General features: G+C 46.7%; 12 protein-coding genes. 6 read left to right on the forward strand and 6 right to left on the reverse strand.

Going from position 1 to position 12,244, the window contains the following annotated elements; all coding sequences use genetic code 11:
• Positions 1–123: 123 nt before the first annotated feature.
• Both envZ and ompR read right to left on the reverse strand, forming a co-directional pair.
• On the reverse strand, positions 124–1,419 hold the full coding sequence (gene envZ, locus BCT34_RS17610) for a two-component system sensor histidine kinase EnvZ (RefSeq protein WP_076650736.1): 1,296 nt from the start codon (positions 1,417–1,419) through the stop codon (positions 124–126).
• 315 nt (positions 1,420–1,734) lie between these two features.
• Positions 1,735–2,454, reverse strand: coding sequence for a two-component system response regulator OmpR (gene ompR / locus BCT34_RS17615; RefSeq protein ID WP_008218409.1), 720 nt, complete (start codon positions 2,452–2,454; stop codon positions 1,735–1,737).
• A gap of 178 nt (positions 2,455–2,632) precedes the next feature.
• Here ompR and greB point away from each other — a divergent pair, with 178 nt between their 5' ends.
• Positions 2,633–3,115, forward strand: coding sequence for a transcription elongation factor GreB (gene greB / locus BCT34_RS17620; RefSeq protein ID WP_076650737.1), 483 nt, complete (start codon positions 2,633–2,635; stop codon positions 3,113–3,115).
• 664 nt (positions 3,116–3,779) lie between these two features.
• Positions 3,780–6,110, forward strand: coding sequence for a Tex family protein (locus BCT34_RS17625; protein ID WP_076650738.1), 2,331 nt, complete (start codon positions 3,780–3,782; stop codon positions 6,108–6,110).
• A gap of 127 nt (positions 6,111–6,237) precedes the next feature.
• Here BCT34_RS17625 and BCT34_RS17630 read toward each other — a convergent pair whose 3' ends face one another.
• Together BCT34_RS17630 and bioH are read right to left on the reverse strand one after the other, a co-directional pair.
• Positions 6,238–6,711: an ATP-dependent Lon protease gene (locus tag BCT34_RS17630; protein ID WP_076650739.1), complete on the reverse strand. Its 474-nt coding sequence runs from the start codon at positions 6,709–6,711 to the stop codon at positions 6,238–6,240.
• A gap of 174 nt (positions 6,712–6,885) precedes the next feature.
• Positions 6,886–7,662: a pimeloyl-ACP methyl ester esterase BioH gene (bioH, locus tag BCT34_RS17635; RefSeq protein ID WP_076650740.1), complete on the reverse strand. Its 777-nt coding sequence runs from the start codon at positions 7,660–7,662 to the stop codon at positions 6,886–6,888.
• Positions 7,663–7,755: 93 nt separating this feature from the next.
• On the opposite strand from bioH, the gene BCT34_RS24485 reads away from it, so the two are divergent.
• From BCT34_RS24485 to cysQ, 4 genes are all read left to right on the forward strand, one after another.
• Positions 7,756–8,469 (forward strand): ComF family protein, encoded by a 714-nt coding sequence (locus tag BCT34_RS24485; protein ID WP_174571119.1) that lies wholly within the window; start codon positions 7,756–7,758, stop codon positions 8,467–8,469.
• A gap of 109 nt (positions 8,470–8,578) precedes the next feature.
• Positions 8,579–9,163: a Fe-S biogenesis protein NfuA gene (gene nfuA, locus BCT34_RS17645; protein ID WP_026084098.1), complete on the forward strand. Its 585-nt coding sequence runs from the start codon at positions 8,579–8,581 to the stop codon at positions 9,161–9,163.
• 288 nt (positions 9,164–9,451) lie between these two features.
• A complete protein-coding gene (nudE, locus tag BCT34_RS17650; RefSeq protein WP_076650742.1) occupies positions 9,452–10,003 on the forward strand; it encodes an ADP compounds hydrolase NudE in 552 nt (183 codons plus the stop codon).
• A gap of 36 nt (positions 10,004–10,039) precedes the next feature.
• On the forward strand, positions 10,040–10,867 hold the full coding sequence (gene cysQ, locus BCT34_RS17655; protein ID WP_076650743.1) for a 3'(2'),5'-bisphosphate nucleotidase CysQ: 828 nt from the start codon (positions 10,040–10,042) through the stop codon (positions 10,865–10,867).
• 99 nt (positions 10,868–10,966) lie between these two features.
• Here the strand turns inward: cysQ and BCT34_RS17660 are convergent, their stop codons facing one another.
• On the reverse strand, positions 10,967–11,746 hold the full coding sequence (locus tag BCT34_RS17660; protein ID WP_076650744.1) for a type II secretion system protein N: 780 nt from the start codon (positions 11,744–11,746) through the stop codon (positions 10,967–10,969).
• Position 11,747: 1 nt separating this feature from the next.
• Positions 11,748–12,236, reverse strand: a complete 489-nt coding sequence (locus BCT34_RS17665; protein ID WP_076650745.1) for a type II secretion system protein M — start codon at positions 12,234–12,236, stop codon at positions 11,748–11,750.
• Positions 12,237–12,244: the final 8 nt, after the last annotated feature.

Raw genomic sequence — 12,244 nt, forward strand, 5'->3', positions numbered from 1 at the left:
CTATAAGCCAAGAGCGAGATTCCCTATTCGTTCGTTCCTCACTAGAGGGAAGAATGACCGAGTCGGGGATCTCTTAACAGCTCCCCGAACCGAACCTGTCGCCATAATACAGACCGATGATAACTAGGGCTTAACGGGGAAACTGATCTGCGCTTTTAAGCCACCCTCACTGCGGTTATTCACCACTACTGCACCTTGGTGTTGGCTAACGATACGTTTCACAATCGCTAATCCTAAGCCTGTTCCTTCACTGCCTCGAGCGGTATCGCCACGCGTGAAGGGTTCAAACAACTTACCAATCTGGTCTTGTGGAATACCAGGGCCATTGTCTTCTACTGTCACCCAAGCAAGCTTATTGTCTGCCGTCATGCCAGTTGATACTTTGACCCAACCATTGCCATAACGCAGCGCATTCACCACCAAGTTACTCACTGCGCGCTTCATCGCGATTGGGTTGCCCAACGCAGGTTTCATATTATCAGGAATATCCGTTTCAATCTGAACTTCATAGCCACCTTCCGAGCTCGACACTTCACGCGCAATATCATCAACGAACACCGCTTGGAACGAATTTCGGTCGACAGGCTTTAGGTAGTCCATAAACTGACTGATGATCTCATTACACTCTTCGGTATCACTGATGATCCCTTCCGCTAAATAGGCATCTTCTGGTGACATCATCTCCGTCGCTAAGCGAATACGAGTCAACGGGGTACGTAAATCATGACTGATACCGGCCATCAATAGAGCGCGGTCTTCTTCTAACTCTTGAATGCCTTTCGACATCTGATTAAAGGCTCGAGTTACTGAGCGAATCTCTTGAGCACCTTGTACTGGCAGTGGCGGTGGAATATCACCTCGCCCAACCCCTTGCGCCGCTTTCTCAAGCGCAATGAGCGGGCGGTTTTGCAATCGAATGAACAGCCAACCACCAGCGACAATCAACATCGCCATGATCAAGCTATTGCGAAATAGCGGTGCAAAATCTTCTTCTTGTAGCTCAGATAGTGGAATACGAATCAAGGAGTTAGGCATCTGCGCGATGTCCATCCACAACACATAACTCTCTTTACCCAAAATGAGCCGCACTTTCGTTTCAGAACCCAGTTCTTTGGTCATCTCCTCGCTCATCAGGTCGATCTCTACCGCATGATAATACTCACCCGCAGCTTCGCTGTCCTTGGCGTGAACAGTTACCCCTAACTGCTCAAGTACACGCTGGCGCAGTGGTGCATCGATTTCGATATCACTGCCTTGGTCCAACACCAAGTTTAACTCATGTGCCAATATCTTATTAAACTGCTGCAAACTCGGCATCAAAGCGTAGTTAAACACGGCGTAGTAAGAAAAAATTTGGCTAGCAACCAAGAGCGTTAAGAAAAGCACTATCGACTGAGTAAAGGAGCTACGTATGCGCATGGGGTACCCGATATGTAGAAAGACAAAGAAAATGTTATATGACTATAACTATAATACCAATCACAGTAAGTAAATGAGCATAAATAGCGCAGGAAAAATGCTTGAGAACAAGGCAGAAATTTTCGGTAAGTAGCCATTCTACAACCAAAATTTCTAACGAAGTTATCGAGCGTTTTAACAAGCTAGGATGACCAGTTACTTGCTACGATTGGTATCACAATTGTGCTGAATAGAAAACGGGCCATCACATATCAATGAGATGGCCCGTAAGAATTACAGAATCGATAAAGCTGCTGTAGAGCTTAATAAGCTGACTTACACAGCCTTACCATCTGGAACGAAGACATAACCCAAGCCCCACACCGTTTGGATGTAACGAGGCTTACTTGGATCTTCTTCTACTAGACGACGCAGACGTGAAATCTGAACATCGATAGAGCGTTCCATTGCTGAATACTCACGGCCACGAGCCATGTTCATTAGCTTGTCACGAGACATTGGCTCACGTGCGTTAGTCACTAATGACTTAAGTACCGCAAATTCACCCGAAGTAAGAGGCATCGGCTCTTCACCACGGAACATTTCACGTGTACCTAGGTTCAAGCGGAACTCACCAAACTCAACCACAGACTCTTCTGTACTCGGTGCGCCCGGCGCTTCAATCACTTGGCGACGCAATACCGCTTTAATACGCGCTAAAAGCTCACGTGGGTTAAATGGTTTTGGTAGGTAATCATCAGCACCTACTTCCAAACCCACAATACGGTCCACTTCATCACCCTTTGCAGTCAGCATCAGGATAGGCAGCGAGTTGTTTGCATTTCGTAGACGACGACAAATCGATAGGCCATCTTCGCCAGGCAACATTAGATCCAATACCATCAAGTGAAAATTTTCACGGGTTAACAGGCGGTCCATCTGCTCACTGTTTGCCACGCTACGCACTTGAAAGCCCTGCTCTGACAGATAGCGTTCTAACAGTGCACGTAAACGAGCATCGTCATCGACCACTAAAATTTTGTAGTTTTCTTGCATGTAATGGTTCCACCTATTAAAGCTTAAACCTAAGGTTAAGCATTCTTGGTAAATTGTATATTGGTATAAGACATTAAAAATGTAACATTATTGGAGAAAAAGTCGCCTAAATAATTGTTAACGTATGTTGCCTTTCTATATATTCTATCTTAGAACATCATTTCATTAAGTCAGATTTATGAAAACCAAACTTATCACCCGAGAAGGTTATAACAAGCTCAAAGCAGAGCATGACCACTTATGGCACGAGAAACGTCCCGAAATCACCAAAATAGTCACTTGGGCTGCAAGCCTTGGAGATCGTTCAGAAAACGCAGATTACACCTTCAACAAGCGTTTGCTTCGTCAGATCGATCGCCGAGTGCGTTTCCTACGCAAATTCCTACCTGATGTCACAATCGTTGATTACTCGCCACAACAAGAAGGTAAGGTCTTTTTCGGTGCTTGGGTCGAAATTGAGAATGATGATGGAGAAATTAAGAAATTTCGTATTGTCGGCCCAGAAGAGATCTACGGCGATGCTAAAGGCTACATATCTATCGACTCGCCTATGGCTAGAGCTCTACTGAAGAAAGAAGTGGATGAAGAGTTTACGGTAAAAACACCGGAAGGCGACAAAGAGTGGTTCATTAACTCGATCAGCTACGCAAACAACGAATAACCAAACTTAATCAATACTGAGCGATGGGTTGAGTGTTTAGACAAACCCAAATCCCAGATAAAAGAAAACCCCGCAAGGCTTTCGCCTAGCGGGGTTAAGTCTCTATCGCAGCAATCCGGCTACTGTTTATCTCTTCGAGATAAGGTGCTCCCTGCATCTTTCCTTGATAGTGGCTAAATCCTTTAACCAATTTCCTTTTTGTTCATCGCCATCCTAGCGGTGTCCATTCTAGCCTGTCATCCTGACTGGCGAATCTCATCCAGAGATTATCACTTCCTTGCTGACCACTCATCCTAAGTAATCAAATCTTCATCCTGAAGATACCTAGTCCATTAGGCTTTTTCCTGTTCCTGCCAACTCCCTGTCGACAAGTTAAATATTACGGTAATTGAGCGAGTTTCCTAGGTAGTCCTAAAAAACATTTCAGGTGGGAAATGCGCCCACAAACACGCAATTAAATAAAATCAATAACTTAGGAAGCGTAGAAGACGATTTCATCGGTTTAAAGTGACTTAGTCTCACATCACTTGTAAGAGATCTCGCACAAAGCAGGTATCAGAAACGGAAATTCGACTTCTGACAGGATAATTACACAGCCAAAGCTAGAAAAAGCGTACGCTCACCCCCATGTATTTGTCATGATATTAAATAAGAGATTCATCGGATGAGCCAAGCTATCTGTCGACTGATCGCTGAAGAACTGAATGTCCGTTCTGAGCAAGTCACTGCCGCAGTAAACCTAATTGACGACGGTAACACCGTTCCCTTTATTGCCCGCTACCGTAAAGAAGTTACGGGTGGCTTAGACGATACCCAACTACGTAACCTTGATAGCCGCCTTTCTTACCTTCGCGAGCTAGACGATCGCCGCCAAACGATTCTTAAGTCGATTCAAGACCAAGGAAAACTCACGTCAGAACTCGAGCGTGATATTACTCAAGCAGACAGTAAGACTCGCCTTGAAGATTTATACCTGCCATACAAACCAAAGCGCCGTACCAAAGGTCAGATCGCGATTGAAGCGGGCTTAGAACCACTAGCCGATACGTTGTGGAATGAACCACAGCACGATCCTGAAACGGAAGCGGCGAACTTCATCAGCAGCGATAAAGGTATTGTCGATATCAAAGCGGCACTCGATGGCGCACGTGCGATCATCATGGAGCGCATTGCAGAAGACGCAAACCTACTTGAAAAGATTCGCCAACACCTAACACGCAACTCTGAGTTAGTCGCTCGTGTCGTGACAGGCAAAGAACAAGAAGGCGAGAAGTTCAAAGACTACTTCGAGCACAACGAAACACTCAGCAAGGTGCCATCTCACCGTGCACTTGCGATGTTACGTGGCCGAAATGAAGGTTTCTTAACGCTGGCGATGAACGCAGACCCAGAGCAAGAAGAAGGTGCCCGTAGTTCTTACTGTGAGAACATCATCTCTGATCACTACGGCATTACCCTAAGCAGCGCACCTGCCGATGCTTGGCGTAAGCAAGTAATCAGCTGGGCATGGCGCATTAAGGTTTCTATGCACATGGAAACCGAACTGATGGGCGCGATGAAAGAGCGAGCAGAGATCGAAGCGATTGAAGTATTCGCAACCAACCTAAAAGACCTACTAATGGCCGCACCTGCTGGCCCTCGTGCAACCTTAGGCTTAGATCCGGGTTTACGTACCGGTTCAAAAATCGCTGTCGTGGATTCAACCGGTAAGGTTTTGGCAACAGAAACGATTTACCCTCACCCACCTCAAAAGCAATACGACAAATCGGCACATGTGGTTGAGCAGATGGTTCGCCAATACAATGTTGACTTGATTGCAATTGGTAACGGCACGGCTTCACGCGAAACCGACAGCTTTGTGGCTGACGTGATTAAACGTGGAAACCTAAAAGCGCAAAAGATCATTGTCAGCGAAGCCGGTGCATCGGTTTATTCTGCGTCTGAATTAGCAGCAAAAGAGTTCCCGAACATGGATGTATCGATCCGTGGTGCGGTGTCTATTGCGCGTCGTCTACAAGATCCATTGGCAGAGCTCGTGAAGATTGACCCTAAATCGATCGGTGTGGGCCAATACCAACATGACGTTAGCCAAACCATGCTTGCGAAGCGTCTAGATGCGATTGTCGAAGACTGTGTAAACGCGGTTGGTGTTGATGTAAATACCGCTTCGGCTGCGCTGCTGACTCGTGTTGCTGGCTTGTCTAGCACCATCGCTCAGAACATCGTAGATTTCCGTGATGAGAATGGTCGTTTTGAAGCACGTACTACGCTGAAAAAAGTCGCTCGTTTAGGGCCAAAAGCCTTTGAACAGTGTGCAGGTTTCCTACGTATCATGGACGGCAAGAACCCGCTGGATGCATCATCGGTTCACCCAGAAGCTTACCCAGTAGTGAAAAGTATCGCTGAGAAAAACCACAAAGACATCAAGTCTCTAGTGGGTAACACAGACTTCTTACGCGGTTTACATGCGATTGATTACACCGACGAAAACTTCGGTGTACCAACAGTCAGCGACATCATCAAAGAGCTCGATAAACCGGGCCGTGACCCTCGTCCAGAGTTCAAGACGGCTACTTTCGCCGATGGCGTAAACAGCGTTTCAGACCTAGAACCGGGCATGATCTTAGAAGGTGTGGTTTCAAACGTGGCGAACTTTGGTGCCTTCGTAGATATTGGTGTTCACCAAGATGGCTTAGTGCATATCTCAGCGCTAACTGATCGCTTTGTCTCTGACCCACGTGAAGTGGTTAAAGCCGGTGACATCGTGAAAGTGAAAGTGATGGAAGTGGATGTTCAGCGTAAACGTATTGCACTCAGCATGCGTATGAAGGACGAACCGGGACAAGACAACCGAGCTCAACGTTCAAGTGCACCTCGAACACAAAACCGCTCGAATCAAAACTCGCAAGGTGGACAGCGCCGTCGCGAGGAACCGCAACAAAACGCGGCGATGGGTGGTGCATTCGCTGCTGCTTTTGCCAAAGCGAAAAAGTAATCCGTTAGCTCATCTAAAAAACGGATTAGCTTAAAAACAGAAAACCTGCATCCCTTAGGGTATGCAGGTTTTTTTATTATGTGTTCAAAAAAGACATCGAAGCTTGGTTGACTCATAAACTTTTGATTTATAAGACCACCAGCATCTCTGATGGAGCATGAGGCGCAACAGCATGACCATAATGATATTTTATGACCTTACGTCGTTTCTCCATCTGTCCCTCCTGAATCGCCGCATCTAAAACATGCTTTGGCAGGCGAAAACGCATGGTATAGCCTTTTCCTTGATCAGCACTGTATGTTCTCAGTGCCAATAAGCTGAACAACCGATCAAAAGGATCTTGTGGTTCTTCTTGGCTAATCGAATTAGCCTCTGACTCGTTCTCCATTTCATAACCAGGATGGTCTGAAGGATCCCAAGCCGACTGCTGCCTTCGTTTATCGTCCGATTTTACCTTTCGCTCTGCATTGGTTTTCGCCAACGCTACTGCGGGAGCAACAGGCTCTCGGACTTTATTATCACGCGCAACTTGCTCTGTTTGCACATTAACGGACGGGGCGATAAGTGGCACACTCACTGCAGTTGCAGGTGACACAATCATCGCGAACTCCTCAAGAATCGCCCATCGGTATTGCTATAACGCTGTTGTACTGCGAGTCAGTACAACAGGCATAGCCCAACTTACCGCAATCAGCTCAGGAGAGAGTTAGGTCTGAGTATCATTCAGTGCATTGGTTAGGTTATATATCGACCAATCCAGCAATAAATTTAGCAATTATTTTTGGGCGAAGCTGACCAGTTCACTGCAAAAGGCATCGGCTTCGGTCATAAACGGCGCATGTGAAGACTGCGTAAAGATGTATTGCTCGGTATGAGGCAAGGCTGTACCCAGATCTTTCGCGACCTTGATTGGCACCAACCCATCTAATCGACCATACAAACGCAGCATTGGCACTGAAATCTCAGGTAGCTGTTCACGCAGGTCGACATCAGACAACATCTTTAATCCTGCCAATAATGATTCAGGGTTCGGCAATGGGCGAGACAGCACCGCTTGCTTGAGTTGTTTTACATCCTGTCTTGCTGACGGGCTGCCCATGGCTTGCAATGCCATAAAGCGTTCGATGGTGGTTTGGAAATCTTCAACCAACTGTTCGGTGAAAGCGGTTAATACATTAGGTTGAATGCCTCGCCATAATACTGGCTCTTTTGCGGCCGCGAATTTAGGAGAACTGGCGACAGTCACCAGTTTGCTCACGTAATCTGGATGATGGAGCGCCATGTGCGTTGCAACCAAGCCGCCGAGTGACCAACCGACCCAAATCGCTTGCTTTGGTGCTCCGGCCAGCAGTTGCTGAGCAATCTCTTCAAGATCTTGAGCGTGGCAGTGCGCGCTGTGTCCGTACCCTGGCAAATCGACGACATGTACTCGAAAATCAGCTTCCAATGCATTAACGGTTTGCTGCCATACTGCACCGTTCATTCCCCAGCCGTGAACCAGTACTAAATCGGGGCCTTGCCCAGAAACATGCCAATATAACGCATCACTCATTCTCAATATTCCCTACTTTTTCCATCAGCGATAATCCGCGCTTTTCAGTATGGTGAGCAAAAGGAACACCATAACCCAAAAGCATCGCGAGCTATGTTATCCGATTGGCTACAAAAACACACACCGCGTCTGGTCACACCTCAGTGCCACCTGTGCAAGCTCGATAAACTCTCTAGCGATATACATCCTCGATGGTGCAATTCTTGTCTCAAACTCTTTGATCCAGTACCACGCTGTCAGCGATGTGGCTTGAAAACAATCACCACCGTTGATCAATGTGGTGAGTGCTTATCAAAACCACCACCGTGGCATCGCCTCTATTGTGTCGGCGACTACACCTTCCCTACAGCAGGTTATATTCAACAGATGAAGTACGCAGATAAATTTTGGTTTGCTCGCGATCTATCAAAACTATTGGCGTCGCGTATCGAACATCCAGCTCCGCTGATCACCAGCGTACCGCTTCATTGGCGCCGATACATTCATCGTGGCTTTAATCAAAGTCAGCTGCTAGCCAATTACACGGCTCAAGAGCTTGGCGTTAAAAATGAGGTGTTGTTTCGTCGAGTGCGCTCAACCACTTCTCAACAGGGGCTTAATAAATCTGCACGATTACACAATCTAAAGAACGCTTTTGCGTTGAGAAAACAAGACGTTCAAGGAATGGTTCCCTCTCATGTCGCGATAATTGATGATGTTGTAACCACCGGCAGTACTGTGTATCAATTATGCCAATTACTACTTGAAGTGGACGTTAAAAGGATTGATATTTACTGCATCTGCCGCACTCCTGAGCCCTCTGGATAACTGACTTAAGTCGCCATTTGTACAGCAATCCAACAAAAAAGGGCTGAATTACAAATCTGACAGGAGTAGAATGGCGCTAATAGCCTACAAATTTACTCAGGTATTCGTCGTGTCAAATATTACTATTACAGAAACAGCTCAAACTCACTTTGCCAATCTGCTGTCACAGCAGCCTGAAGGTACAAACATTCGTGTGTTCGTGGTAAACCCAGGCACACAAAACGCTGAGTGTGGTGTTTCTTACTGCCCAACAGATGCTATTGAAGCGTCTGACACAGAGCTTAAATTCGAAGCTTTCTCTGCATACGTAGATGAGCTGAGCCTACCGTTCCTAGATGAAGCTGAAATCGACTTCGTCACGGACAAAATGGGCTCTCAACTAACGCTTAAAGCGCCAAACGCTAAGATGCGTAAAGTATCAGACGATGCACCGCTTCTAGAACGTGTTGAATACGCAATTCAAACACAAGTTAACCCACAACTTGCTGGCCACGGCGGTCACGTTAGCTTGGTAGAAATCACTGAAGACGGTGCTGCTATCGTTGCATTCGGTGGCGGTTGTAACGGTTGTTCTATGGTTGATGTAACGCTAAAAGAAGGCATCGAGAAAGAACTTCTTCAACAATTCGAAGGTGAACTGACTGCTGTTCGTGATGCAACTGAACACGACCGTGGTGAGCACTCTTACTACTAATGACTCAGTTAGTATGAATCGCTGATTAAAAGGTTGATGCGCAAGTATCAACCTTTTTTATTTTAGGGCTAGGCGGATACGCTCTCCCTATGCTCTTGTATTCCTGAATAAAATAAACAAGATTCTCGGCTCGTTACCATCTTGAGTAAGGTATTCAAGTGATCGCAATCGGTTCCTGCTCTAATAATTCTAGGATATGAAAACTCGGATCTAGGAACTCACCGTCATTTCCCCTATATTAGAATGACTTTATAAGAAAGAATTCCAATGAGCTAAGGAGCGAGCGCAATGACAAAAAGGACCAAGCCAGAAATTTTGGCTCAGCAAACTGTCGCTCAATCAAAACTATTCTCTATCGAGTCTCTCGATTTACGCTTTTCAAACGGTGAACAGCGCACTTACGAACGCATGAAGCCTAGCGGCCGCAACGCAGTAATGATGGTTCCGATTACTGAACAAGGCGATATTCTCTTGGTGCGTGAATACGCAGCGGGCACAGAGCGTTATGAGCTGGGCTTTCCGAAAGGGCTTATCGACCCAGGTGAGCAGCCAAACGAAGCCGCCGTTCGCGAGCTCAAAGAAGAGATTGGCTTCGGTGCCAAGAAGCTAACCCCGTTAAAAGAAGTGATCCTTGCACCCTCTTACTTCTCGAGCAAAATGACGCTGTTTATCGCAGAAGACCTCTACCCAGAAAAACTAGAAGGTGATGAGCCAGAGCCACTCGACATTGTGCGCTGGCCGCTTGCTCAAGCCGAAGAACTGTTAACACATCTCGACTTCTGTGAGGCTCGCAGTATTACCGCCCTACTATTAGCCCTTCGCGTCTTAAACAATAATTAGAACAGTTAGGATCACTCGAAGAGTAAGAGAATATTTATGCCAATAACAAAAGATTTGTCTCACCTCCTCCCTCCAGTCATTGAGATCGCTCGATCGGCTGGACAACTCATCTTAGAGATCTATGAAAAAAAGGATTACGAAGAGTTCACTAAGAGTGATGATACGCCCGTCACTAGTGCTGATCTCGCCGCTCATAAGCTTATCTCGAAAAAACTCAGTGAGTTAACACCTGATATTCCGGTGTTATCGGAAGAAGCCGCTGATATCAGCCTAGAGCAACGCTCTCAGTGGGATCGCTACTGGTTAGTTGACCCACTGGACGGAACACAGGAGTTCATCGCACGAAGTGGCGACTTCGCAACAATTATCGCCTTAATCGAGCATAATAAGCCAATTATGGGTGTAGTATACGCGCCCGTTTCCGGTGTGAGCTATTACGCTTACAGTGGTAAAGGTGCTTGGAAGATCCCAGATCTTAATGACAGTGTGAAAATCAAAACGCATCGTCACGAGCTACCAAACCAGTCCATCGCGATGGCGATCAGCCGTCGCCAAGACATCAATCGCATCACTAGCCGCATGAGTCCCGCTTGGAACTATGACTTAGTGCCATTAGGTTCAGCAGCTTTGAAAGCCTGTTTAGTTGCAGAAGGTGCTGTCGATTGTTACTTGCGCCTTGGGCCTACTGGCGAGTGGGATACCGCCGCAACACAGTGCATTGTTGAAGAAGCAGGCGGGCGTATCTTAAGCACTCAACTGGAGCCGCTCTCTTACAATGAAAGAGAAACGCTTGAGAACCCGAACTTCATTGTACTTGGTGATGCTGACTTACCATGGGCAGAAATCTTACAAGGCAAAGACTAAAGCCAGCTGTCTTTATAGCTATAAGATATTCAAACAAAACGGGCACCTCATGAGGTGCCCGTTTTTTAGATCTGAATTTAGTAGTGCTTAGCTATTTAGCTAAAAACGGCCTTGATAAGTAAACTGGTACTTACCTTGGCTATCAGGATTGCCCAACCACTTAAGCTGGCTCTGCATCGCTGATGGAAATTCACCACCTGGCTTAAACCATGCCGCTGACGTGTAGCGTTGGTTCGGTGTTACGCTCGCTGAGAACTCACTGTCCACCTGATCGCTCTTCTGAGTACCCTTCGCTGCAACTGTGCTGCCTTCACAGGTGATGTCTGCAATCACAGGGCCAAGGTCTAACGAGCCAACAGGAGAGTCGACTGCAGCACCAGACCAAACAAGTGTACCTTCGCCAGATTGACACCAAGGTTGAGCGTGAACCGCATGCTTGATCGTCAGTTCAACTTGTCCACCAACAGAAACCGGTACTGGAATGGCTGGGGCGTATTTCATCACGTTCATAGCAGGCATTGAAGCCACTAAGTTTTCTGCATACGCGCCGCTCATACTGTACCCTACACGCCCTTTACCTGATAAGTTCATGTCACTATTACGACCAAAACGAACCGCGAGTTCCGCTTTGCCTTGGAATAACTTAGAGAACTGGAAGTCCCACTGCACTGAACCATAATTGATGCGCTGCCACACGATATTGTTAGCGCTACCTTGCCAAACAGTGCCTTCAACGCCTTCGATACTCAAACCGCGCACAACCGGTGCCTGTTTGAGAGCAAAAGAAGCCGGTAAGTGCAGCAACAGGCTGACTGAGAAAAAGACGATAAAGATGCTACTGAAGAGCAAGCCATACTTAAAAGATAAACCGCGTTTCACATTAACCTCGTTTAAACTGTAGTCGGTTGACGTCAATAACCCCAGGGTTATCAGAGCGATCAATATCCATAAACTCAACCTCGACACCCTGCTTCTCTTTCAGGTATGTCAGCCAGTCAACAAACTTGTTAAACGGCACGGGCTTAATCCACACTTGCAGCATATCACCACGAGGCTGCACACGTATCAGCTCGATATTAAAGCGACGCATAGAAGCCGGCACAGATTGATTCAGAGGTTGACTGGCACTAATACCACCGCTGCCTCTTAGCTCCACCACTTCATTGGCTTTATTAGTTACCCAAGTCAGCAGTTGCTTCTCACTTTGAATACGGCTTTGCGCCATCTCAGCTCGTTGGCTAAGCGGCTGCAATAGCCCCCAGTACACGATGCCTACCACCAATAGAATTGAACAACCAATAACTAATCGTTGCTCTCTTTGACTTATTGAAGTCCACCACGCTTGGAGTGGCTCAATCATATTTCTCATCACTGATC

The organism is Vibrio sp. 10N.261.45.E2, assembly GCF_002875705.1.
Classification (GTDB): Bacteria; Pseudomonadota; Gammaproteobacteria; order Enterobacterales; family Vibrionaceae; genus Vibrio.